Annotated in this window: 22 protein-coding genes; 14 read left to right on the top strand and 8 right to left on the bottom strand. The window is 62.6% G+C overall.

From position 1 onward, the window contains the following. Positions 1 to 84: 84 nt before the first annotated feature. The 3 genes from M1E12_RS05200 to M1E12_RS05190 all read right to left on the bottom strand — a co-directional run bounded on the left by M1E12_RS05200 (position 85) and on the right by M1E12_RS05190 (position 2701). Positions 85 to 1374, bottom strand: a complete 1290-nt coding sequence (locus M1E12_RS05200; RefSeq protein WP_479563988.1) for a HEPN/Toprim-associated domain-containing protein — start codon at positions 1372 to 1374, stop codon at positions 85 to 87. Next, positions 1374 to 1931 carry a hypothetical protein gene (locus M1E12_RS05195; protein WP_479563987.1) on the bottom strand — a complete coding sequence of 186 codons (558 nt, stop codon included), beginning with the start codon at positions 1929 to 1931 and terminating at the stop codon, positions 1374 to 1376. The genes M1E12_RS05200 and M1E12_RS05195 overlap by 1 nt, the downstream gene beginning before the upstream one ends. A 167-nt stretch (positions 1932 to 2098) precedes the next feature. Further along, positions 2099 to 2701 (bottom strand): TetR/AcrR family transcriptional regulator, encoded by a 603-nt coding sequence (locus M1E12_RS05190; protein ID WP_479563986.1) that lies wholly within the window; start codon positions 2699 to 2701, stop codon positions 2099 to 2101. 101 nt (positions 2702 to 2802) lie between these two features. Here M1E12_RS05190 and M1E12_RS05185 point away from each other — a divergent pair, with 101 nt between their 5' ends. The 11 genes from M1E12_RS05185 (at position 2803) to M1E12_RS05135 (ending at position 14756) form a co-directional block, all read left to right on the top strand. Beyond that, positions 2803 to 3234, top strand: coding sequence for an ABA4-like family protein (locus tag M1E12_RS05185; protein WP_479563985.1), 432 nt, complete (start codon positions 2803 to 2805; stop codon positions 3232 to 3234). Positions 3235 to 3237: 3 nt separating this feature from the next. Next, positions 3238 to 4083 carry a hypothetical protein gene (locus M1E12_RS05180; protein WP_479563984.1) on the top strand — a complete coding sequence of 282 codons (846 nt, stop codon included), beginning with the start codon at positions 3238 to 3240 and terminating at the stop codon, positions 4081 to 4083. A 128-nt stretch (positions 4084 to 4211) separates the two neighbouring features. Beyond that, positions 4212 to 5450 carry an MFS transporter gene (locus M1E12_RS05175; protein WP_136538888.1) on the top strand — a complete coding sequence of 413 codons (1239 nt, stop codon included), beginning with the start codon at positions 4212 to 4214 and terminating at the stop codon, positions 5448 to 5450. Positions 5451 to 5550: 100 nt separating this feature from the next. Then, the gene (locus M1E12_RS05170; protein WP_479563983.1) at positions 5551 to 6960 is read left to right on the top strand and encodes a multicopper oxidase family protein; all 1410 of its coding nucleotides are present in this window, start codon (positions 5551 to 5553) and stop codon (positions 6958 to 6960) included. A 1-nt stretch (position 6961) separates the two neighbouring features. Beyond that, the gene (locus tag M1E12_RS05165) at positions 6962 to 7849 is read left to right on the top strand and encodes an MBL fold metallo-hydrolase (protein WP_479563982.1); all 888 of its coding nucleotides are present in this window, start codon (positions 6962 to 6964) and stop codon (positions 7847 to 7849) included. A 115-nt stretch (positions 7850 to 7964) separates the two neighbouring features. After that, positions 7965 to 9110: a ribonuclease D gene (rnd, locus tag M1E12_RS05160; protein WP_479563981.1), complete on the top strand. Its 1146-nt coding sequence runs from the start codon at positions 7965 to 7967 to the stop codon at positions 9108 to 9110. Between the two features lie 3 nt (positions 9111 to 9113). Beyond that, positions 9114 to 9611, top strand: coding sequence for a GNAT family N-acetyltransferase (locus tag M1E12_RS05155; RefSeq protein ID WP_479563980.1), 498 nt, complete (start codon positions 9114 to 9116; stop codon positions 9609 to 9611). A gap of 8 nt (positions 9612 to 9619) precedes the next feature. Beyond that, on the top strand, positions 9620 to 10597 hold the full coding sequence (locus M1E12_RS05150) for a small ribosomal subunit Rsm22 family protein (protein WP_479563979.1): 978 nt from the start codon (positions 9620 to 9622) through the stop codon (positions 10595 to 10597). Next, positions 10594 to 11604 carry a DUF2891 domain-containing protein gene (locus tag M1E12_RS05145; RefSeq protein WP_479563978.1) on the top strand — a complete coding sequence of 337 codons (1011 nt, stop codon included), beginning with the start codon at positions 10594 to 10596 and terminating at the stop codon, positions 11602 to 11604. The genes M1E12_RS05150 and M1E12_RS05145 overlap by 4 nt, the downstream gene beginning before the upstream one ends. Further along, the gene (gene lhpI / locus M1E12_RS05140) at positions 11604 to 13307 is read left to right on the top strand and encodes a cis-3-hydroxy-L-proline dehydratase (protein ID WP_479564831.1); all 1704 of its coding nucleotides are present in this window, start codon (positions 11604 to 11606) and stop codon (positions 13305 to 13307) included. Before M1E12_RS05145 ends, lhpI begins: the two co-directional genes overlap by 1 nt. A 90-nt stretch (positions 13308 to 13397) precedes the next feature. Continuing rightward, a complete protein-coding gene (locus M1E12_RS05135) occupies positions 13398 to 14756 on the top strand; it encodes an esterase-like activity of phytase family protein (protein ID WP_479563977.1) in 1359 nt (452 codons plus the stop codon). 120 nt (positions 14757 to 14876) lie between these two features. On the opposite strand, the gene M1E12_RS05130 is transcribed toward M1E12_RS05135, so the two are convergent. The 5 genes from M1E12_RS05130 to M1E12_RS05110 form a co-directional block, all read right to left on the bottom strand. Then, complete coding sequence (locus M1E12_RS05130; RefSeq protein ID WP_479563976.1) at positions 14877 to 15347, bottom strand: hypothetical protein; 471 nt, start codon at positions 15345 to 15347, stop codon at positions 14877 to 14879. 169 nt (positions 15348 to 15516) lie between these two features. Next, positions 15517 to 17037 carry an exopolyphosphatase gene (gene ppx, locus M1E12_RS05125; protein WP_479563975.1) on the bottom strand — a complete coding sequence of 507 codons (1521 nt, stop codon included), beginning with the start codon at positions 17035 to 17037 and terminating at the stop codon, positions 15517 to 15519. A 12-nt stretch (positions 17038 to 17049) separates the two neighbouring features. Continuing rightward, positions 17050 to 19242 (bottom strand): RNA degradosome polyphosphate kinase, encoded by a 2193-nt coding sequence (locus tag M1E12_RS05120; protein ID WP_479563974.1) that lies wholly within the window; start codon positions 19240 to 19242, stop codon positions 17050 to 17052. 61 nt (positions 19243 to 19303) lie between these two features. Further along, complete coding sequence (hdaA, locus tag M1E12_RS05115; protein ID WP_479563973.1) at positions 19304 to 20017, bottom strand: DnaA regulatory inactivator HdaA; 714 nt, start codon at positions 20015 to 20017, stop codon at positions 19304 to 19306. Beyond that, the gene (locus M1E12_RS05110; protein ID WP_113459315.1) at positions 20018 to 21172 is read right to left on the bottom strand and encodes an AI-2E family transporter; all 1155 of its coding nucleotides are present in this window, start codon (positions 21170 to 21172) and stop codon (positions 20018 to 20020) included. A gap of 249 nt (positions 21173 to 21421) precedes the next feature. On the opposite strand from M1E12_RS05110, the gene purM reads away from it, so the two are divergent. The 3 genes from purM (at position 21422) to M1E12_RS05095 (ending at position 24188) form a co-directional block, all read left to right on the top strand. After that, positions 21422 to 22495 (top strand): phosphoribosylformylglycinamidine cyclo-ligase, encoded by a 1074-nt coding sequence (purM, locus tag M1E12_RS05105; protein WP_479563972.1) that lies wholly within the window; start codon positions 21422 to 21424, stop codon positions 22493 to 22495. Next, a complete protein-coding gene (purN, locus tag M1E12_RS05100; RefSeq protein WP_479563971.1) occupies positions 22492 to 23148 on the top strand; it encodes a phosphoribosylglycinamide formyltransferase in 657 nt (218 codons plus the stop codon). The genes purM and purN overlap by 4 nt, the downstream gene beginning before the upstream one ends. 98 nt (positions 23149 to 23246) lie before the next feature. Further along, positions 23247 to 24188 carry an omptin family outer membrane protease gene (locus M1E12_RS05095; protein ID WP_479563970.1) on the top strand — a complete coding sequence of 314 codons (942 nt, stop codon included), beginning with the start codon at positions 23247 to 23249 and terminating at the stop codon, positions 24186 to 24188. The last annotated feature ends 47 nt before the right edge of the window (positions 24189 to 24235 follow it).

The raw sequence follows: 24235 nt of genomic DNA, 5'->3' as shown, positions 1-24235 counted from the left end.
CTTCAGGTAACCACCATACCGTAGCTGCCGTCGGCGCCAGCCGAACTCGATAGGCAGCGTCTACACAATTAGGTAGCCCCAACACTACGTAGCGGATGAAACCAAACTCGCTTCCACAATCAAGTTGTCTAGCAGTCTTAAAAGCTTGGAAGATTGGTATGGGCCGTTGCGAAGCGCTTCATCGCGCTGATCGTAGAAATGCCGCTGGTAAGACTCCTTAAACTCCAACGCGCCGTGCCACGCATTGACCTCCTTTTTATAGTTGCTCCAAAGCACTTGCGCTGGGCCAAAAGCAGGCAGATCAAGATCGAGATAACACTCGATCGCAGCTGCGCGTCCGTTGATGTCAGCCAAGTTGACGCCTTCTGGTCCACGCGCAGGAAAGCTGGCGAAAGCTTCAAGATCAGGCAGAAGCATCGAGCGCATGTTCGCAGGCAGATTGAGTGCAGCTAGCTTGCGGTAAGCATCCACTCCCTCAGCATCATTGTCAAAAACGAAAAGCACCTTGTTTTGTATGTCGATACGTAAGAGCCCCTCTGCGAACCTCACAAGATTGCCGGCACCCCAAAAATGATGGCGCTCGTCAACGTCGATGAAGTTAAAGAAGTCAGCCACGTCAGGTCGCAGGACCTCCAACGCGCGTTTGATTATTCGCGCGTCTGATGCTCCCTCCGTCGCGATCAACACCTTTTGAACGCGCCTAGCGCCCGGCTGGAAATCGCCCATGCTTGCCCAGCCATTGCTCGCGAGTGGCCCAAATTCCCAAACAACCTCGACATCAGCGTTAGCGGGATTCAGAGCAAACACCTGCAGCATGGACTCAGCACTCAATACACAGAGGCTCGCCGACAGATAGCTCTTTTCCGAATAGTACTGTTCGTTGTAACAATAGCCGGGCAGCCGGGCGAACTCGCCTGCATCATCCGCAAAGCGACCTTTTGCCACCTCATCACGATCAGGGGTTTCATACTCGACATACGCATCCTTCAAGTCGCCAAGCGGATATCGACAGGCAAGGGCGCAAAACTCTTCAAAGGACAGAAGCGAAGGCTCCTCTGGGGGGCTCCTGAACGACGTCATTTCGAGCGCATCAGCCACAACGCCTTCATACTCCGCACGCGCTGCGGCGAGCGAATGATTAAAAAGCTCAAGACGCGGCACCATTCGGTCAAGCCTACGCGCGAATACCATCTCCCGCAGTTCAAGATCAGCAATCTCGTCGGGATTCTCATCATAGTAGTCGTAGTCTATCTCCTCCATTTTGCGGCGCGTGCGATCGCCCTCTTGAAACAGATGTCCAAAGTCGATGCCCATATGATTTTTGGAGTAGGACAGCGAGATACCGCCGACCGTCAGATTGATTTCCGTTCCCATTAGCGTGCAGGCTCCTTGGCCGGAACGCTCCACGTCATTTCACCGGTCACCTCGTCGCGCGATGCATGAAAGTCGGCAGGGTAGTCCTGCCCGACCGTTTCAAACACCCGAACGATCTCGTCCTTGGATATAAAGTTTAGACGGATATCTCTGTCCCTGTCGCTGGTGAAAAATGCACCATAACTGTCATCCTCACCCGAAAGCATGAAAATGAAACTGTGCACCATTCGGTGCGCCACGTAGAGCAGGTCACGAGACTCCTGCACTGGCTTGTCTAGGTTATAAAACTCCCAAAACTCGCTGCGGCTGTACCAATCAACAATAGGCTGGCCTTCACGCTTCTCGTATCGAGTCAGCCCTACTTTCATGGTGCGCGTTTCTGCACTGACCTTTCCAGCAGCCTCCAATAGCTTGCGGATTGCATAGAAGCCTATGAATATCTCGCGCTCGATCCGCGCGAATTGAGCTTCGCTGATATCTGTTGCTACCAAGTTTTTTTTGATGAACTTGGCTCCAACCAGCAGCGGTTTTTTCCAGTAGTAACTTTCAGTTATCATGACGATCAGCTTACCATCAGAAAGCTGTAAAGCCAGCGATCTTCTACGCGGCCGAGTATTGAATTGTAACGGCCGATACCCCTCGCCCCGACTTGAAGGTCGGTCGGTTTCTGCGGGACCGCTAAGTTTACGCCTTACGACCGACACGAAGGCATGATGCGCGCGCCTCACCCCGGCAACAACACACTCGCCAGATCCAGCGGCGCCGCGAACGGCCCGTCGCCAGTTCCGTCCTCCTGCTGCAGCTTGCCGTCGATCATCAGATGGGCATGGCCGTGGATCTGGGACCAGACGAGTTGCTCGACGGCCGCCCTGCCCTCCGGCGTGTCGCGGTTCAGGCGTTTCGCCACCGGCAACGAGATTTCCTCGAGCACGGCGTGGGCCGCGTTTGCCGGGGGGCCGAGCGCCGGATTGTCCCAGTCGAGGCGGTTGGCCGTGAACATCAGGCGGAAGAGATGCGGGCGGGACCTGGCAAAGGCGAGATAGCCGCGGGCGGCGGCGCGCAGCTGTTCTGCCGGGTCGTCCGCAGCTTGCGCCATCGCTGAGCGCATGGAGGCGGCGAAGAGACCGAAACCCTCAACCGCGAAGGCGGTCATCAGGTGTCGCATGGTCGGGAAATGATGTTCGGGGGCCGCATGGGAGACGCCGACGCGGGCGGCGAGTTTGCGCAGCGTCAGGCCCTCCAGCCCCTGCTCCTCGAGCATGGCCAGACCGTTCTCGATCAGGGCCTGGCGCAGGTCGCCGTGGTGGTAGGATTTCTGTCTTGCCATGCCCCTTTCATAACCGCTCGAAAACCTGCCGTCAAAATCAATCTTGACATTGACAAGTTTTACCTCATCCTGATCTTGTCAGCGCCAAGATGGAGATCAGCATGACCGCCGCTACCGTGTTTTCACTCGCCAGCAGCACTGCCATGGCCGGCTGGCTGCTGCTGATCCTCGCGCCGCGCTGGGGCGCACTCATCGCCTTCATCCGCTTTGCCGTCATCGGGGCGCTGTCGCTGACCTATGCCGTTCTGGTCTTCGTCTACTTCTTCCGCGTCGAGGGCGGTGGCTTCGGCTCGATTGCCGAGGTACGCGCGCTCTTCATGAGCGATCCGGTGCTGGTGGCGGGCTGGGTGCATTACCTCGCCTTCGATCTCTTCATCGGCACCTGGATTGCCGTCGAGGCCGACAAGCGCGGCTGGAACCGGCTGCTGCAGGTGCCGATCCTCGTCGCCACCTTCATGTTCGGCCCTGTTGGCCTACTGCTTTTCTACATCACCCGCGCCACGGACGCGTCACTCACCGCCCGAAAGGTCTGACCCATGACCATGCTTTTCAACGACAGCGTTTCACTGGCACCGGCGCGGGATTTCGCCGTCACCGAAGAGAGGATCCGCCTCCTGCTGATCGTCGGCATCGGATTGCAGCTGGCGCTCGCCCTTCCCAGCCTGATCGCCCTCTTGATCGACGAGCGCGTGCTCAACGACATCAGCGTCTGGGTGAAACCGCTGAAATTCCAGGCTTCGCTTACCCTGATGCTGGTGACGCTGCTTCTGCTGCTGCCGCTCATCGAGCAGCGGACGCGGGCCGGGCGCGGTGTCTGGCTGGCGAGCCTCGTCGCCGTCATCACGGCGAGCGGCGAAATCCTCTACATCACGCTGCAGGCGGCGCGCGGTCGTGCCTCGCATTTCAACGACTCGACCCCCTTCGAGGCCATGGCCTATAGCGTGATGGGTGCAGGCGCGGCTTTGCTTGTTCTCTCAAGCCTGGTGATCGGGCTCTATATCCTGCGGCGCCCAAGTCCAGTTGCGCCCACGGGCATAAGGCTCGGAGGCGGCTGGGGTCTCGTGCTCGGCAGCGTGGCGACCCTCATCACGGCCTTTGCCCTCGGCAGCGGCGAGATCGGCGGCCCCGGCCACTGGGTCGGCGGCGCCAGAACGGATCTCGGCGGCTTGCCGCTCGTCGGCTGGTCGCGCACGGGCGGCGATCTGCGCGTGCCGCATTTCTTCGCCACCCATATCATGCAGGCGCTGCCCCTCCTCGGCCTTGCCTTCGACCGCGTAGCACCCCGCTTCGCCAGGTCCGGCATCGCGTTCGGCGCCGTGCTCTCAATTGCCGTCGTGATCGCCACCTTCGTGCAGGCTGTCCAGGGGCAGCCCTTCCTCTGACGGGCAAATCCGGGCGGATCGCGAGGGCCCGCGATTTTGGCCTGTCGCCATTGGCCAAACAGGTCTAGGAATTCTGACCCGACACGGCACCGACTCACCGACCCCTCGCCGTGGCCTGCAGGCCCATCATGCATGATATCCGCCCTCTCATTCCCCTGCTCATCACCGCCGGCATCCTGATCGGCGGCAACGGATTGCAGGGGACGTTCATTTCGCTGCGCGGCATCGAAGAAGGCTTCAGTACCTCCGTCATCGGCATGGTCGGCACCGGCTATTTCATCGGCTTCGTGATCGGCTGCGTCTATGTCACAAAGATCATGCGGGCGATCGGGCATATCCGGACCTTCTCGGCGCTCGCGGCCATCGCCTCCGCCGCCTCGATCATGATGGTGCTGGTGATCGACCCGATCTCCTGGTTCCTGATGCGCCTTGTGCAGGGCATCTGTTTTGCCGGGCTTTTCGCCGTGGTCGAGAGTTGGCTCAACGCCCGCGTCACCAATGCCACCCGGGCGCGCACGCTTTCCGTCTATCGGTTCGTCGATCTCGGATCGGTGACGGCGGCACAATACATGATCCCGCTCTTCGGCGTCTCCGGCTTCGATCTCTTCGCCATCATCGCCATGGCGCTTTCGCTGTCGCTCGTGCCGATCTCCTTTGCCGACAAGTCGAGCCCGGCGCCACCGAAGGACGTGAAGTTCGACATCAAGGTTCTGTGGTCCGTTTCGCCGCTCGCGACCGTCGGCTGCATCGTGATCGGGCTCACCAATTCCAGCTTCCGCTCGCTCGGCCCGATCTATGCGGATGGCATCGGCATGTCGGTCACCGCGATCGCCACCTTCATGAGCATCGGCATCTTCGCCGGCATCGTGCTGCAATATCCGCTCGGCCATTACTCGGACAAGCTGGACCGCCGCGTCATCATCCTCATCTCGACGATCGGCGCCTTGCTCGCCGCGCTTTACCTCGCCTTCCTGGCCGGTGACGGGGAACTGGCCAATTTCATCGGCATCTTCGTCTTCGGCGCCTTTGCCCTGCCGCTCTATTCGCTGTGCTCGGCCCATGCCAACGACCATGCGGCACCGGGTCAACATGCGCTGGTCTCGGCCGGCACGCTGTTTTTCTGGTCGATCGGCGCGGTTGTCGGGCCCCTCTTTGCGTCCTTCCTGATGGATGCCTTCGGGCCGCATGCGCTGTTTGCCTATGTGATCGTCGTGCTCACCTTCTTTGCCGCCTATACGCTTGCCCGCATCCGGGCCCGCGACGCGGTGCCGACCGAAAAGCGGCGCATGCGGTTCCGCAGCCTGCTGCGCACCTCGACCTTCTTCAGCAAGCTCGCCACGCCGCCCAACGAGAAGGATGGCGGCTGAGATGATCATCGTCAGGCCTGCGACAGCATGGCCCGATGATGCTATTGCTGATCGGCCATCTCAACTTTAAAAAACGGGCGGATCAGCGAGAGTTTCGACCGTGCCCCAAATCTCCAGACGCACCCTCCTCAAATCCGCCGCCGTGCTCGGCGCCTATGGCGCGGGTCTTGCCGTGATGCCGCGGATCAGCCAGGCGCTTGCAGCCTCTGACCCGCTGGAAATCGAGGCGCTCACCGGCGACGTGGTGCTTGATGGAAAACAGGCAACGCGCGGCGTGATGCGCTATGCGCTCAACGGCCAGACGTCTGGCGATCCCTCCCCGCCGATCCTGCGCGCCAGACGCGGAGAGGGTTTCAAGGCGCGCCTCACCAACCGGCTGGACGAGCCGACCACCATCCACTGGCACGGTATCCGCTTGCCGAACGATCAGGACGGCGTGCCCTTCGTCACCCAGCCTTACGTCTATACCGGCGACCGCTTCGATTATGCCTTCTCGCCGCCGGATGCCGGGACCTTCTGGTATCACCCGCATTGCAACACGCTGACGCAGATGGGTCGCGGACTTGCCGGCGTGCTGGTGGTGGAAGACGAGCGCGATCCCGCCTTCGATGGCGAGGTGGTGCTCAATCTGCGCGATTTCCGGCTGGGCGGCAACAGCCAGTTCATCGAGCAGTTCAAGCCGCGCGATGCCGCCAAGACGGGGACCTTCGGCACGCTCAGAACCGCCAACTGGCAGCCTGAACCACGTTATGATGTGCCGGCCGGCGGTCTCGTGCGGGTCCGCATCCTCGCGGCGGATGTCACCCGCATCTACAATCTGCGCTTCAATGGGGCGGAGGCGCAGATCATCGCCATCGACGGGCATCCGGTGCCGGAGCGCTTCGCGCTCGACATGGCGGTCGTCTCACCCGGCCAGCGGCTGGACCTTGCCGTACGCGTCACCGACAGCGAGGGCGTGGAGATGGTGCTCGAAGATGTGAGGCCCTCGACGCCGAAGGTGGTGGCGCGGTTCAGGGCCGTCGGCACGTCGCTGAAACGCGATCTCGGCGATCTCGGGTCGCTTGCGGAAAATGCCGGCGTCGACGCGGATCTCTCCGACGCGACCGAAATCCCGCTGCTGCTCAGCGCCACCGCCGAAACGGCGGCGCGCGATTCCATCTGCGGGTCGCTCGGCTATTCCTTCTGGGCGATCAACAAAGTGCCTTATCCGGGCGACACGCCGGATCCGACGGCACCGATCGCGGAGTTGAAGCTCGGCCGGACCTATCTGCTCAACGTGGAAAATGTCACGCCGCATGCGCATCCGATCCATCTGCATGGCATGAACTTCAAGGCCATCTCTTCGAACAAGCGAGAGGTCCAACCGCTCGTCTCGGATACCTACCTTGTGCTGCCGGATGAAAAGGTCCAGCTTGCGCTTGTGGCCGACAATCCGGGCGACTGGGTCTTCCATTGCCACATCATCGAACATCAGAAGACCGGCATGACCGGCTATTTCCGAGTGACATGACATGAGCCTTGCCGGGACGATGCGCATCCACGAGCCCTATCCAGGCGTCTTTGCCTATTATGACGGGCGGATCGAAGGAAAGCGCTTGCACTCGGCTAGGCCGAACTGGCTCGACGATGGCGCCTACAGTCTCGGTGTTGCGAGCTATGCGATTGTCTCCGGCCCGGAGGCGCTGGTTTACGACACGCATATCTCCTTCGACCATGCCCGCGCGATCCGCAGCCATCTTGCCGGCCTCGGCGTCACCCGCATCCGGGTCGTGCTCAGCCACTGGCACACTGATCATATCGCCGGCAATGCCGGCTTCATCGACTGCCCCATCCTGTCGAACAAGTTGACGCGAAACACGCTGATCGAGAAGCGCAAGGTGCTTGCCGAAAAGGATCCGCCGATCAACCCGGTCGTCATGCCAACCGAGACCTTCGAGGGCGAGACGGTGCTGGAGGTCGGCGACATCCAGGTGACGCTGATGCAGTTCGACATCCACAGCGCTGATGGCACCGTTCTGCTGCTGCCGCATCTCGGCGTGCTGCTGGCCGGCGATACATTGGAGGACAGCGTCACCTATATCTCCGAGCCCGAACACACCGCACGGCACATCGCCGAACTCGATCGGCTGGCGGCGCTCGAGTTTGCCCGCATCCTGCCCAATCACGGCGACGAGCAGGTCATCGCATCAGGCGGCTATCCACCGTCGCTGGTGACGGCGACACGCGACTACCTTAGCCGACTGCTTGACCGTCTCGACGATCCGGCTCTTGCGGAAGAAAGCCTGCAAAGCTTCATTGCCCCCGAACTTGCCGTGGCAACGCTCAGCTATTTCGCGCCCTACGAGGCGGTCCATAAACAGAATATCGCCGTGCTCAAGGGCGCGCCGACAGACGAATAAGGGGAGATCGGGCCCGCAAGGCCCGCTCTTGCCGGCTTTCCGGGCCGTTCATATTGACAAGGAAGGCCAGAAGGGAAACTAAGGTTGATCCTGTAGTTTCCATGACCGAGCCGAAATGATCGATACCACTGCCGCGCTCGAAGAGGCCTGCCGCCTCCTCGCCCAATCCGATTTCATCACGATCGACACGGAATTTCTCCGCGAAACGACCTTCTGGCCGGAACTCTGCCTCATCCAGATGGCGAGCCCGGAGCATGAGTATATCGTCGATCCCATGGCCAAGGGCCTGGACCTGAAGCCCTTCTTCGAGCTGATGGCCAATTCGGCCGTCACCAAGGTCTTCCATGCAGCCCGCCAGGACATCGAAATCATCTTTCACCTCGGCGATCTGATCCCGCATCCGATCTTCGACACCCAGGTCGCGGCCATGGTCTGCGGCTTCGGCGACTCGGTCTCCTACGACCAGCTCGTGCAGAAGGTAAAGAACGTCCATATCGACAAGACCTCGCGCTTCACCGACTGGAGCCGCCGTCCCTTGTCCGAAAAGCAGCTCGATTATGCGTTGGCCGATGTCACCCATCTGCGCGACGTCTATCTGAAGCTCAAGGGCCAGCTGGAGGCCGAGGGGCGGGCGGAGTGGCTGACCGAAGAGATGGCCATCCTCGAATCCCGCGAGACCTATGACCTGCCGCCCGAACAGGCTTGGCAGCGGCTGAAGATGCGGCTGCGCAAGCCGACGGAACTTGCCGTCATGCAATATGTCGCCGCCTGGCGGGAGCGCGAAGCCCGCTCGCGCAACGTGCCGCGTTCGCGCGTGCTGAAGGACGATGCCATTTACGAGATCGCCCAGCAGCAGCCGAAGGATACCGAGGCGCTTGGTCGTCTGCGCACCATCCCCAAGGGCTGGGAACGGTCGAGCTCGGGTGCGGCGATCCTCGAGCAGGTGAATGCCGCGCTCGCGCTGCCGAAGTCGGAAATGCCGCATCTGCAGCGCCACACACATGCGCCCGAGGGCACGCAGTCTGCCGTCGAGCTCCTGAAGGTGCTGCTGCGTCTCACCTCCGAAAAGCACGGCGTTGCCTCCAAGGTGATCGCCAACAGCGACGATCTGGAGAAGATTGCGGCCGAAGGCGAGAAGGCCGAAGTGGCAGCGCTGCAGGGCTGGCGCAAGGAGCTGTTCGGCGATCTGGCCCTGAAGCTCATCTCCGGCGGCGTCGGCCTGCGCTTCGTCGACAAGCGCGTCGAAGCGGTGGAGTTCTGATCCGTGCCGGCGCTTGTCCTGCGCCGTGCAACGGAGGCCGATATCCCGTTCATCATGGAAACCGAGCGCAAGCCGGGCTATGACCAGTTTATTGGTCGCTATGGCGTCGAGGAGCATCTGGCGCAGCTCGCCAATCCGGCTTTCGCCTATCTGATCGGCGAGGATGCCGAAGGCACCCCGCTTGGCTTCGTCATTCTGATGGATCTCAACCGACGCGACGGCAATGCCTGCGTCAAGCGCATCGCCGTCGCCAGCCCGGAAAAGGGCGTGGGCACGCCGCTGCTCACCGGTGCCGTTGATTTCGCTTTTCTCGAAACCAATGCCCATCGCCTCTGGCTCGACGTGGTCAGCGGCAATTTGAGAGCGCAGACCGTCTATCACAAGGTCGGCTTCATTCAGGAGGGTGTGCTGCGCGAGGCAGCGCTGATGCCGGATGGCAGCCGTTCGGATTTCTTTCTCATGTCCATCCTCCGCCCCGAATGGGCGGCACGGCGCGGCTGAGGGACAGGATGGAACTCCCCGCCCCTCTTCGCTCCGCCGTCGACCAGATGCTTCAGGGCGAACCGCTCGAAAAGCTCGCCAAGGCAAGCGCGATCCTGTCCGATCGCTACCGCCGCGAAGTGCGCGACGGACGGTTTCATATCGATGATGCGCTGGCCGCCAAGGCCTATCTCGCGACCCGCCTTCCCGCCACCTTTGCCGCCGTTCGCGCGGCACTGGCCATGGTCGAGGATGCGACACCGGACTTTCAGCCGGAGACGCTGATCGATCTCGGCTGCGGCCCCGGCACAGCACTCTGGGCAGCGGCGGATACGTGGAACAGCCTGACATCCGCCGAGATGGTGGAAGCGAGCGGCGCGATCCGGAGCGTCGGCGAAATGCTCGCCGCCTCCGGTAGCGTGAAAAGCCACTGGCAGGCGGGTGACGTGACGGGGAAGTTCCCGGCGCTCGCTGCGGCTGACCTCGTAACGCTCGCTTATGTTCTGGACGAGTTGCCGCCGACGACCCTCGCAGCCGTTACGGAGAAGCTCTGGGATCTGACAAAGGGCATGCTCGTCATCATCGAGCCGGGCACACCGGCCGGATGGCAGCGCATTCTCGCCGTCCGTGACAGACTGCGATCCCTCGGGGCGCATCTGGTGGCGCCCTGCATGCATGCGGAAAACTGTCCGATCGTGGCACCCGACTGGTGCCACTTCTCCCGCCGCGTGGCGCGTTCGCGGGTGCACCGGATGGCCAAGGGCGCTGAGGTGCCGTGGGAAGACGAGAAATACATCTTCATCGCCGCTTCGCGCGAGCCTGTCACGATCAGCGGCGACCGGGTGCTTGCTCCGCCCCGCGTCAATGGCGGTGTCGGGCGGGTCAAGCTCTGTCGCACCGGCGGCACGGCTGCCGAACTGATGCTCAGCAAACGCGACGGCGACGCCTTCAAGGAGATCCGCCGGGCCGACTGGGGCGACCGGCTGGACTTGGGGGACAAGGGATGACGACGCGCCTGACATCCGAGCTTGCCTCACGCTTTGCGGCGATCGCGCTCGGCCATGTCACCCGCGAATATCCCAATCACATCCTGCATGGGCTCGAAGGGCCTGAGGATGCGAAGACGCCATCCGAACTGCATCCGGTCTTCTACGGCAGCTACGACTGGCATTCCTGCGTGCATGGCTACTGGATGCTGGCGCGTCTCTCGCGCCTCCATCCCGAGATGCCGGAAGCGCAGGCGATCCGCGATCTCTTCGCCACGATGCTGGTGCCCGACAAAATCGCCGGCGAATGCGGCTATTTCGACCGGCCCATGGCGCGCGGTTACGAGCGACCCTATGGCTGGGGCTGGTTGCTGAAGCTTGCCGCCGAGTTGCACGGCCACGAGAATGCAGCCTGGGCCAAGGCGTTGTCGCCGCTGACCCTGCGGATCGCCCAGCGGTTCCGGGACTTTCTGCCGCTTGCCACCTATCCGGTGCGGGTGGGCACGCATTACAACACCGCCTTTGCGCTGAGGCTCGCCGCCGACTATGCCGACACCGTTGAAGACGAGGCCCTACTCGCTCTGCTGCGGGCCACGGCTCTGCGCTGGTATGACGCCGATACCGCCTGCCCCGCCTGGGGCGAACCATCAGGCGACGACTTCCTGTCGCCAGCGCTGATCGAGGCGGAATGCATGCGCCGGCTCCTGCCCGCTGCCGAATTCGCCCGCTGGTTCGACGCTTTCCTGCCTGACATCGCAGCCGGTGAGCCGCGCACGCTGTTTGCGCCCGCCTCCGTCTCCGACCGCTCGGATGGCAAGATTGCCCATCTCGATGGCCTGAGCCTCAGCCGCGCCTGGTGCTGGGCCTCTCTTGCGGGCACCTTGCCCGACACGGACCCGCGCCGACCTGTGATGATCGAGGCCGCGCATGGACATCTCCAAGCCGGGATCGCGCATGTGGCTGGTGACTATATGGGTGAACACTGGCTGGCGAGTTTTGCGGTCCTGGCGCTTACGGAGACGGAATGATGAGCAGCCTCCATGACACCCTCGACATCAAGGGCCGCGTGCTCGTCTCAGGTTCCGCCGAAGGCGAAGTGTTGTTCACCGATACGGCGCTCAGCTTCTGGGGCGGTGCGGACGCCGTAACCGGCGAGATCATCGACCGGCATCACCCGTTGAGCGGCGAACGACTGACAGGCCGCGTGCTCGTCCTGCCTACCAGCCGCGGCTCCTGCACCGGCAGCGGCGTCATCCTTGAACTGATCCTCAACGGACAAGGTCCGGCCGCGATCGTGCTCGAACATCCCGAGGCAATCATCACGCTCGGCGTCATCGTCGCGGAAGAAGTGTTCGGGCGGTCGATCCCGGTCGTCGCGGTCGGGAAAGAGGCATTTGCAGGGCTGCGGACCGCGAAACGCATCCGGATCAGCGATGCAATCGCCGAGATTGGCTCTGACATCGCGCTCACGGATGCGGACCAGGCCATTCTCGCAGGCGAGCAGGGCGAAGCGGCTGCCGTTGCCATGCGGATCGTGCTGCGGATGGCGGCGCTCGAAGGCGCGACAGAACTCATCGACATCACCCGCGCCCATATCGACGGCTGCATCTATACCGGTCCCGGCGGCCTCGCCTTTGCCGAAAAGCTTAGGGATCTCGGCGGCCGCGTCGTGGTGCCGACGACGCTGAACGCGATTTCGGTCGATCATCGCCGCTGGCAGGCACAGGGTGTTGCGGAAGCGCTTGGGCGTCCGGCAGCTGCTGTGGCCGATGCCTATGTGGCGATGGGGGCGCAACCGACCTTTACCTGCGCACCCTATCTGCTCGACGACCGGCCCGCGCGCGACGAGCAGATCGTCTGGGCGGAATCGAATGCCGTCGTCTATGCCAACAGCGTGCTTGGCGCCCGGACGATGAAATATCCTGACTATCTCGACATCGCGATCGCGCTGACGGGACGGGCACCCAAAGCAGGCTGTCATCTGCCCGAGGAGCGCGCGCCGCAAGTCCGGGTCACCGTGCCACCGCTTGAGAGCGTGGATGACAGTCTCTGGCCGCTCATCGGCTATCTGATCGGAACAGTTTCGCCCGATGCCATTCCGCTTGTCGAAGGGGTGTCCGCGCACCGCCCTGACACTGACGCGCTAAAGGCCTTCGGGGCAGCCTTCGCCACCACCTCGGCGGCACCGATGTTTCATATCGCTGATGTCACTCCGGAAGCGCAGAGCCCGGATGCCTTCGCCGCACTGGATCTGCCGACCATTGCACTCACCCACGACGACCTTCAGCGGGCCTGGCACGAATTGAACGGTGCAGACCCCGGCCATGTACAGCTGGTGTCGCTGGGCAATCCGCATTTCTCCGCGACCGAACTCGCAGCACTTGCCGATCTCTGTCACGGCAAGAGGCGGCATGCGAGCGTGCCGCTCGTCGTCACTTGCGGCCGGGCGGAAATGGCCAAAGCCGAGGCCGCAGGCGACCTTGAGGTTCTCGCAGCTTTCGGCGTCACGCTCGTCAACGACACCTGCTGGTGCATGGTGACCGAGCCGATCATTCCCATCGATGCAGAGATCATCATGACCAATTCCGGCAAATACGCCCATTACGGTCCCGGCCTCACCGGGCGGACCATGCGTTTCGGCGGTCTTGCCGCCTGTGTGGACGCCGCCGTCACCGGCAAGGATCGCGGCTCCTTGCCGGCCTGGCTCGCGCCGGCTGTGGGTAACCGCTGACGTCACCGAAACTTCACCTGATCGCAATCGGTGCGACATGAAGCCTGCTTATGGACTGCGGCGTTTCCTCCCTTCCAACAAGGTGACGCTATGACCAAAGCCCTTTTGACTTCCGCCGCCCTCTTCGTTCTCTTCGTCTCCCAGGCCTCGGCCGAGGAGAAGGTCTTCCCGGCCAAGCTCGTCAGTCACGCGATCCTGCCGGCCAACACCATCATCGCCGCCCCTGCGGATGCACCCGCCTATCTCAAGACATCCGGCAAGTTCACGACGGCGGATCGCAAGCGCGCCGACGAACTCGGCACCGTGCCCGGCAAGGATGGCGTACGTCTGACCGGCCTCTCGCTCCCCTTCGATGGTCAGCCGCTGCAGGGCTTCTCCGGCATCAAGGCCATGGAAGACGGCAGCTTCTGGAGCCTCTCCGACAACGGTTTTGGCTCGAAGAGCAACTCGACCGACGCCATGCTGATGCTGCATCACCTGACCTTCGACTGGGATGCCGGCACCGTGAATGTCGAAAAGACGCTCTTCCTCTCGGATCCGGACAAGAAAGCCCCCTTTCCGATTGCCATGGAAGGCTCTGACAAGCGCTACCTCACCGGCGCCGATTTCGACGTTGAATCCATCCAGCCGGTGGCTGACGGCTTCTGGGTCGGCGAAGAGCTCGGCCCCTACATGCTGAGGTTCTCGTCCGAGGGCGTGCTGACCGACGTCATCGCCACCAAGGCTGGCGAGATCGAGGTGAAGTCGCCCGACAATCCGACGCTCGTCGTTCCGGCCAATCCGGCCGCCAAGATGCCCGTCTTCAACCTCAAGCGCTCCGGCGGCTATGAGGGCCTCGCCATGTCGAAGGACGGCACGAAGCTCTACGGCCTGCTTGAAGGTCCGCTCTATCTTGAAGACGGCTCGGTCGAGAAGGCTGATGGCCTAACCGCGCTGCGCATCATCGAGCTCGATGCCGCCTCCAAGGCCTGGACCGGCAAGACCTGGCTCTATCCGCTGTCGGAAGGCGGCGAAGCGATCGGCGACTTCAACATGATCGACGAGACGACGGCCCTCGTCATCGAGCGCGACAATGGTGCTGGCGTTGCCGACAAGGCTTGCGCCGATCCGAAGGCACCCGCTGCCGACTGCTTCGCCGTTCCGGCCAAGCACAAGCGCATCTACAAGATCGAGATGACGGACGAGAATGCCGGCAAGGCCGTTCGGAAGATCGGCTATATCGACCTGATGAAGATCGAAGACCCCGACAACAAGAAGCGCCAGGGCGGCGGCGAAGGCTTCTATGACATGCCTTTCGTGACCATCGAGAATGTCGATGTGGTCGATCCGACCCACATCATCGTCGGCAACGACAACAACCTGCCCTTCTCGGCCGGCCGTGCGCTGGACAAGGCCGATGACAACGAGTTCGTTCTGCTCGAAGTCGGCGACTTCCTCGCCGCGAAGTAAGCGGCAGTCATTCGTGCATGGGTCGGGCGGCAGGCGTCGCCCGATCCGGTCGCATCACGTCAAGGCGCGGGGCCAGTGGTCCTGCGCCTTGCTCATTTTGGTAGGCCGAGCAACCCGGTGTTAGGTGGGCTTGGCGCAGGCGGCTTCGACCGGGCTCATGGCGTCCGCAGCCCCCGCCAGGGGATAAACGAAGGTCTTTTCTCCGAGCGTGAAGCGCAGCTCACTGCCCTGCTTCAACATGCGCGCAATCGGCACATCGAAAGCTGGCTTGGCCTCCAGGAATGTGACCTCCATGTCCTCGATGAACAGGATGTCCGCCTCGAGCGCCAGCTGCTCCGTCGATGGTGGCGCGGTTAGCGTCAGTGGAACCGTCCCTGCCTTCGGCTCGAAGTTCGGGTCCATGGCCAGAGTGACGAAGAAGTCGCGGGCCGGCAGCTCGCATCGGAAGGCAATCGGCGCGTCGTCGCTCTGCGGCACACCATAGATCAGCGTGGCAATGTTCTCCTGGCTGTCGCCCATCCACTTGCCGGCATCCTCGGCCGGCACCAAAGCTGCCGTGGCCAAGAATACGGGCACTGCCACGGCGGTCACGGAGACCACCTCGTGCGCCAGACGATTGCGACCTCTACCAAGCCAGCCGAACACCATATCGCCACCACTCCGGAGTTGGACCACAGCACGGCGTAAGCCGTCAGGGCCGCGCCCAAGGCGCGGTTCCGATCAAAGGATTATCGATATCCTGGCTGCGGGCAATCCCCGGTTATTCGTAGAGGAAGGCAAGCCGCTTGCCGGTCAGCTTCGACAGCTGGGTCAGGCGGCCGTCAAGCCGTTCCCCGGAGAAATCCTCATAGGCTTTGGGGACCACGAATTCGAGGTCGAGTTCGGGATTGTCCGAGCGCCGGAAGGTCAGGTTGTTCACCACGCCGGGCATGGAGGCCGAGAAGAGGTAGACGACGCGCAGCATGCCGCCGACGAGCTTGGCGCGGTCGAGCAGACGCTCGGTGGCAATGGCCGCCAACGGCCCGGTCTGGCCGTCGTCGTGCAGGCCTTCGAAGCGGTAATAGTTGGTGAGTGCGATGAAGGCGCGGCCCGGATGGGTGATGCCGACGAAGGAAGAGTGGGCAATCACGTTCAGCGCCTGCAGGCCGCGATAATCCGGATGGGCGCGCCAGCTGATATCGGCGAGCAGGCAGGCCGCCTGGCGATAGCGGCTTTCCTCTTCCGTTTCTTCGATATCGAAGAACGGCATCATCCGGCCGGTCCAGTCGGCGAGCTCGCGCGCATGTTCGGGCGAACGCGCACGCAGGATTGCCAGCTCATCAGCAGCCTCGATCAGCGGATCGAGTGCCTGTTCTTCGTCCAGAAGCTGCGAATAGAGATAGCCTTCACGAACGCCCTGGGCAGAGAAACAGACGCTCTTCGGCTGCATGACCTCGATCACCTCGCGCATGGCAACGGCGCCGAAGGGAATGAGGTTGCGGCGGCTCTTGGAGATCGTCGACCAGGCCGGGTCGCGGGCATTGGCGCCGGAGATGATCTCTTCCAGGAAGAAGGCGATCTCGTCATAGGGCAGCTCATAACCCTGCATCATGTGCAGCGGGTATTTGCGGATTTCCATGTGCAGCTTGGCGATGTTGCGCCAGGTGCCGCCGACGGCATAGAAGGTGCGCCCCTGCCCCTTCTTGAGCAGTTCCGCATCGCCGATGAGCTTCTTCGCCAGCGCGCGGCCCTTAGGGAGCGATCCCTCGACCGTCTCGGAGAGGCGCAGGCCACCGAGCGGCAGCGTGATGCCCTTGCCGAAGCTCTTGCCCTTGATGTCGATGAGTTCAAGCGAGCCGCCGCCGAGGTCGCCCGCGATGCCGTCGGCGTCGTGGAAGCCGCTGACCACGCCGAGTGCCGAGAACTTCGCTTCTTCCTCACCCGTCAGGACAAGAATCTCATGGCCGAGGATCTCTTCAGCCCGCGCGATGAAGTCTGGCCCGTTCGACGCTTCACGCGCCGCAGCGGTCGCGAGCACGTACATTCGCGTGGCCTTGGCCTGGTTGGACAGCGCGCGAAAGCGGCGCAAGGCGGCCAGAGCGCGCTCGACGCCATCCTCGTCCATACGGCCGGTCGTCGCAACGCCCCTGCCGAGGCCGCAGAGAACCTTCTCGTTGAAGAGAACCGTCGGTGCGCGGGACAGGCCCTCATAGATCACCAGACGGATCGAGTTGGAGCCGATGTCGACAACGGAGACAGGGGCGATACCGGGAAGGCGCCCCTGCGCTTCAGATCTTGTCATGAGGTACCAGTGTTATCTTTTCCTGCCGGAAATGAGGCCGGCGATCAGTTTCGGTGCGCTCGATTTCAATGCTTCTCCGCGACCCGACAGGCTCGGATTGGTCATGAAATACTGCTGCGCGTTGAAAGGTTCCTCACCCTGCCGCACTTCAATGCGGCGAGACGTGCCGTCGGGCAATATCTCGTAGCTCTGCTGGTTGTCAATCAGGTTGCCCAGCATGATCTGGGACAGGACCTGCTCATGCACCGTCGGGTTGATCAGCGGCACCAATGTCTCGACGCGCCGGTCGAGATTGCGCGGCATCATGTCGGCCGAGCCGATGTAGACGAGCGCCTTTTCCGACGGCAGTCCATGGCCATTGCCGAAGCAGAAGATGCGGCTGTGCTCTAGGAAGCGGCCGACGATCGACTTGACGCGGATGTTGTCCGACAGACCCGGCACTTGCGGACGCAGGCAGCAGATGCCGCGAATGACGAGATCCACCTCGACGCCCGCACCACTCGCCTCGTAAAGCGCATCGATGATCTCGGGATCGACCAGCGAATTCATCTTCATCCAGATCGCGGCCGGGCGGCCGGCCTTGGCGTGTTCAATCTCTTCGCGGACGTGCTTCAGGATGCGCGGGCGCAGCGTGTAGGGCGAAACGGCAAGCTTCATACCCTCTTCCGGCTCGCCATAGCCGGTGATGAAGTTGAAGACATTCGCCATGTCATGGGCGATCTTCGGATTGCAGGTGAAGAAGGACAGGTCCGTATAGATCTTCGCCGTGACCGGATGGTAGTTGCCGGTGCCGAGATGGCAGTAGGTCCTGAGCTTGCCGTCTTCGCGGCGCACGACCATCGACATCTTGGCGTGGGTCTTGAGCTCGATGAAGCCGAAGACGACCTGCACACCGGCACGTTCGAGGTCGCGGGCCCAGCGAATGTTCGCCTCTTCGTCGAAGCGCGCCTTGAGTTCGACAAGCGCCGTCACCGACTTGCCCATTTCCGCAGCGTCGATCAGGGCGCGGACGATCGGGCTGTCGTTCGAGGTGCGGTAAAGCGTCTGCTTGATGGCGAGAACGTCTGGATCGCGCGCTGCCTGCAGCAGGAACTGCACCACGACGTCGAAGCTCTCATAGGGGTGGTGAACCACCATGTCCTTTTCGCGGATGGCGGCCAGGCAGTCGCCGGCATGCTCGCGCACGCGCTCAGGGAAACGGGCATTGTAGGGCTCGAAGCGCAGATCGTCGCGCGGGGCCTTGGTGATTTCAGAAATGGTGTTGAGCGCAAGCAGCCCCGGCAAGACCGCGACGCGGTTATCCGGCACGCCGAGTTCATGCACCACGAACTGGCGCAGGCCGACCGGCATCTCGCTGTCCACCTCGATGCGGATCACCGAGCCGCGGCGACGGCGCTTCAGGGCGGTCTCGAAGAAGCGCACGAGGTCTTCGGCCTCTTCTTCGACTTCGATATCGCTGTCGCGGATGATGCGGAACGTGCCGTAGCCCTTGACCTCATATCCCGGATAAAGCCGGTTGATGAACAGGCCGACCACGTCTTCCAGCGTGATGTAGCGGATCGTCACGCCTTCGTCCGGCAGGCGGATGAAGCGATCGAGCGTCGGCGGCAGGCGCAAGAGCGCCGTCATCGGCTCGCCGTTGCGGCTCGAGCAGAGCTGCAGGCCCATGGAAAAGCCGAGGTTCGGGATGAAGGGGAACGGGTGAGCCGGGTCGATCGAGAGCGGCGTGAGGACAGGGAAGATCGATTCCTGGAACGCGGTTTCGAGCCAGGTCCGGTCCTCGTCCGAAAGGGCGGCCGGGCGGACGATGAGGATTTCTTCCTGGGCCAGATACTGTTGCAGGACGGCGAGCGACGCCTGCTGCTCCATCTGCAGATTGTCGATTTCCTTCAGGATGTCGTCGAGCTGCTCGCCCGGCGTCTTACCGTCGGGGCTCTTGATCGCGATGCCCTGGCGCACCTGGCCTTCGAGACCAGCCACGCGCACCATGAAGAATTCGTCCAGGTTCGCGGCAGAGATCGACAGGAAGCGCACGCGCTCCAGCAGCGGGTGGGCGGTGTTGAGGGTTTCCTCAAGGACGCGGCGATTGAACTGCAGCCAGGAAAATTCGCGGTTGATGAAGCGCAGCGGGCTGGTCAGCAGGTCTTCGGCGGGTGCTGCCTCCGCGCCGCTGTCGCTGTCCGTGCCTTGTACTGCGCTGTCCATGATTCGCCCCTTGGTTATCGTTGGTGCCGATTATAACAGTTTAACGACAGATCTGTGACGACTACTCGCTGATGTCTGCCGCCTCCAGCATTTCGAGAACCTCTGCAGCCAGGCTTCGGCTGATCTTGGCGCGGCGTGCCAGCGCCAGCTTGTCCATGCGATCGACCACCACCTGGGCGGCCGAGAATGAACGCTCCATGCGGCTGACGATATAGCCGACGATCTTGTCATCGATGTAAAGCTGGCGGTCGGCGAAGAGCTTGGTGATCAGGTGACCGAGAAGCTCTTCGTCAGGCGCGCCGATCTCCACCACGGTTGCAGCCTTCAGGCGGGAGTTGAGATCCGGCAGTGCCACGTTCCAGGACGGTGGGAAGCTGCGCGACGTGATGAGGAGCGTCGTGCCGTGTTGGCGCACGGCATTGATGACGTGAAAGAGTTCGACCTCATCGAAACCGTTGCGGTCGGCATCCTCGAAGAGAACCGGACCGGCTGCGGCCGCCTGCGATGCGCCATTGCCCGGCTGAAGCACAATATCGCTCGCGCCGCTGGTGTCCCTGAAGATCTGCGCGAGATGGGATTTTCCCGAGCCCTCCGGCCCTGTCAGGATCACCACGGGGGATGGCCAGTCCGGCCAGGCGTCGACGATCGACACGGCGGCGGCCATGCGTTCGGAGACCAAGAGGTCGTCGCGACCGGTCGCAGCGCCGTGTTCGAAGGCAAGTGGCAATTGTTCGGCGGCGCCGCGTTTTTCGGCAGCCATCTTGGCGTCAGTCATTCATGCCTCGGGCACGTCTTTGGAGCTTGGGGGTGCGATCTCGCCGACGGGCTGGTGAGGCGGCGCAATGACGACCGAGGTTCCGTAGTAGAGATCGCTCTCAAGATACCGCGAGATGGCGAAACGAACAAGGACGCCGACCGCTGCGGCCGCGGGCACGGCCACAAGGACGCCGACGAAGCCGAACAGCGCGCCGAAAGCAAAGAGCGCAAACATCAGCCAGACCGGATGCAGGCCGACGCTTTTGCCCACCAGCTTGGGCTGCAGGATGTTGCCCTCGATGAACTGGCCGAGGAAGAAGATGCCGGCGATGACGCCGATCCAGATGAAGTCGGGCCAGAACTGTACCAGCGCCACGCCGAGCGACAGCAGCAGGCCGACGGTGGAGCCGACATAGGGGATGAAACTGATCATGCCGGTGAAGAAGCCGATCAGCAGGCCGAAATTGAGGCCGGCGGCCGAGAGCGCAACGGCGTAGAAGATGCCGAGGATCAGGCAGAGAGAGCCCTGCCCGCGCACGAAGCCGGCAATCGTGTTGTCGAGTTCGGTCGCCAGCTGACGCACCGTTGCGACCTGGGCACGCGGCACCCAGCTGTCGACCTTCTCGATCATGCGGTCCCAGTCGAGCAGCAGGTAGAAGGCCACGACCGGCGTCACGACGAGCAGCGAGGCGATGTCGAGGAGTGCCTTGCCGGAGTTCCAGATCTGCTCGACGAGAGTGCCGAGGAAGCCGACGCCTTCGCTGAGATAGCGGGAGAAGTTCTCCCGGATCGTGCCCATCTGGCTGTCGACCCAATCCGGCAGCCAGGAGGCATTCGAGGTCGCGATGAAGGTCTGCAGCTGCGTGACATAGCCGGGCACGCGCTGAATGAATTCGTTGAGCTGGCTGGCCAGGACCGGGATGATGATCATCAGGGACAGCACGAAGACGACGACGAAGGAGATGAGGATCACCACCGTCGCCATCAATCGGCTGAGGCCGATGCGCTCCAGCCGGTCGGCGACCGGGTCGAGAAAATAGGCGAGCGCCATGCCGGCAATGAAGGGCAGCAGGATCGACGAGAAGAGCATCAGGAACGCGACGAAGAACGCCAGCGTCACCAGCCAGAAGAAGACCTGGCGGCGAAGGCCGATAGCACTGATGTTGCGAGCCATATCCGTCTCCGTTCAGAACCTTGTCGTCCGCTTTGGGCGGCGCGGGCGTTTTCCGCATGCTGCGGTGCCGCAGTAGGAGATAGGTTACCGGCAAAGCCTTGGTCAAGAACTGGCACCTCGCAGATGGCGACAACATACGATCTCGGCCTAGAATGGCCGGGAAATCGTGCACTTCCCCTGCTCGCTGCTTGCATCCGAAGCCTCTTCATGCCATGGCCAGCCGAAATTCTCGCAGGATCGGAGGCAGGCATGAGCCAGGCTGGCAAGAACGGGTTGACCTATAGCGATGCGGGCGTCGACATCGATGCCGGCAACCTGATGGTCGAGAAGATCAAGCCGGCCGTGAAGTCGACACGCCGTCCGGGGGCGGATGGCGAGATCGGCGGCTTCGGCGGCTTGTTCGACCTCAAGGCCGCCGGCTTCAAGGACCCGATCCTGGTGGCCGCCAATGACGGCGTCGGCACCAAGCTGAAGATCGCGATCGACGCCAATATCCACGACACCGTCGGTATCGACCTCGTCGCCATGTGCGTCAACGATCTCGTGGTTCAGGGCGCAGAGCCGCTGCTCTTCCTCGATTATTTCGCCACCGGCAAGCTGGACCCGGATCAGGGTGCCGCGATCGTTCAGGGCATAGCTGCCGGCTGCCGCGAGGCAGGCTGCGCGCTGATCGGCGGCGAGACAGCCGAAATGCCGGGCATGTATTCCAAGGGCGATTATGACCTCGCGGGCTTTGCCGTGGGTGCTGCCGAGCGCGGCGAACTGCTGCCGGCTGGCGACATCGCTGAAGGCGATGTGATCCTCGGCCTCTCGTCCTCGGGCGTGCATTCCAACGGCTTCTCGCTGGTCCGCAAGATCGTCGAAGTCTCGGGCCTTGCCTGGGATGCGCCGGCGCCCTTTGCCGAGGGACAGTCGCTGGGCGCTGCCCTGCTGACGCCGACCCGCATCTATGTGAAGCCGCTCCTGAAGGCGATCAAGGAAACCAAGGCGCTGAAAGCGCTCGCCCACATCACCGGCGGCGGCTTCCCGGAGAATATTCCGCGCGTGCTGCCGAAGCATCTCGCTGCCGAGATCGATCTATCCTCGTTCCAGGTTCCCGCCGTCTTCTCCTGGCTCGCCAAGACCGGCGGTGTTGCCCAGAACGAGATGCTGCGCACCTTCAACTGCGGCATCGGCATGATCGTCGTCGTTCCCGCCGACAAGGTCGACGAGGTGACCAAGGTGCTGGAAGCCGAAGGTGAGACCGTTGCCCGTCTCGGCCGCATGATTGCCCGCGAAGAGGGGGCGCATGGCGTGACCTACAAGGGTACGCTCGCCCTATGAGCAGCGGCCGCAAACGCGTCGTCGCCTTCATCTCTGGCGGCGGGTCGAACATGCTGGCGCTGGCCAGAGCCTGCGAAGCGGCTGACTATCCGGCGGAAATCGTCGCTGTATTCTCCGACAAGCCGGAGGCCGCGGGTCTTGCCAAGGCGAAAGCACTCGGCATCCCGACACACGTTTTCGAGCGGAAAAGCTATGGTTCCAAGGCCGAGCACGAGGCGGCAATTCTTGCGGCACTCGCCGAGATCGGCCCCGACCTCATCTGCCTTGCGGGTTACATGCGCCTGCTCTCGGGTGACTTCATCCGGCCACATGAGGGGCGGATCCTCAACATCCACCCGTCCCTACTGCCGCTCTTTCCCGGCCTGCACACGCATCAACGTGCGCTCGATGCCGGCATGAAGGTCGCAGGCTGCACCGTGCATTTCGTCACCGAAGGCATGGATGAAGGGCCGGTGATCGCGCAGTCGGTCGTGCCGGTGCTGATCGACGATACGGCAGAGACGCTGGCAGCACGGGTGCTGACCGTCGAGCATCAGACCTATGCGCTCGCCTTGAAGCTCGTGGCATCAGGCAGCGTCACCATGCGCGCCGATGGCAGCGTCGAGCGACGGGCGTCGGAGACAGACGCAGACGCACGGCTGATCAGCGGCTGACGCAAATCGACAGACTGCACGCGCGATCGCCGTTTGATAGCATTCTCTTAACCATAAACATGCAACCGTAACGATTATCTCATCGACACGGTCACGACATGTTCAATCTCCAGGTTATTTCAGCTCTCGCTCTTGGCGGCACCCTGCTCTTCACCGCTCCAGCTTTCGGCCAGGACGCCTATTCGAGTTCGTCAGCCGGGACGGTGCGCTACTTTGCCGGCATCGGCATGGCGAACATCAAGGCCGGCGAATACGTCTATAGCGGCGACTACAAGGTCAGCCAGCTCGACTGGGAGAGCAAGGGCGTGAAGACCGGCACGATCGGCGGGGAAGTCGATATCGGCTATGCCTGGACGCTGAAGGGCCGCGTCGATGTCGGCCTTGGCGGCGACGGCTTCATGGAAGACCGCGACTGGCTGGACACGTCCTATTCCGGTTGGACGGATCAGTCGCTGCATCCGGACACCGAACTCGACCGCTACATCAATGTTCTCCTGGAAGCCGAACGGGCGCTCGTCGACACCGGCGCAACCCGCCTCGGGATCGGCGGCGGTTTCGGCTATACCGACGTCAAATGGACGGCGCGCGGCGGCAGCTACATCTACACCAACACCACGCTGCACGACACGGTCGGCAATTTCGCGGATGGGGTGAAGGGGATCAGCTACGAGCAGCGCATTCCGACCGTCTTTCTCAGCGCCAATGCCCAGCAGCGGATCGGTGCGCTGACGCTCTCCGGCGTTCTTCGTGGCGGCGCGGCGATCAGCTACAAGGGCGTCGACGACCATTGGCTGAGAGACCTCCGCTTCACCGACACCATGGAGCCCGCTCCGATGCTTGGAGCAACGGTGACGGCCGACTACCAGGTTCTGCAATCGGCTTCCATCTATGTCGGCGGCGATTTCCAGAAGATCTTCAAGACCCGCGGCGATGCGCATGTCCGCGATACGGTCACCGGCGCCAGCGCCAGCTTTGAAGACGGCGCCGCGTCCGAGTTCCAGTCGATCATGGTCACCGCGGGCGTGAAGGGGACCTTCTAACGGGATCACGAAATCTCCCCGCGCCAGCATCACGGCCGCGGGGACAA

Source organism: Rhizobium sp. K33 (assembly GCF_056501445.1).
This window is presented reverse-complemented; position numbering and strand designations above follow the sequence as displayed.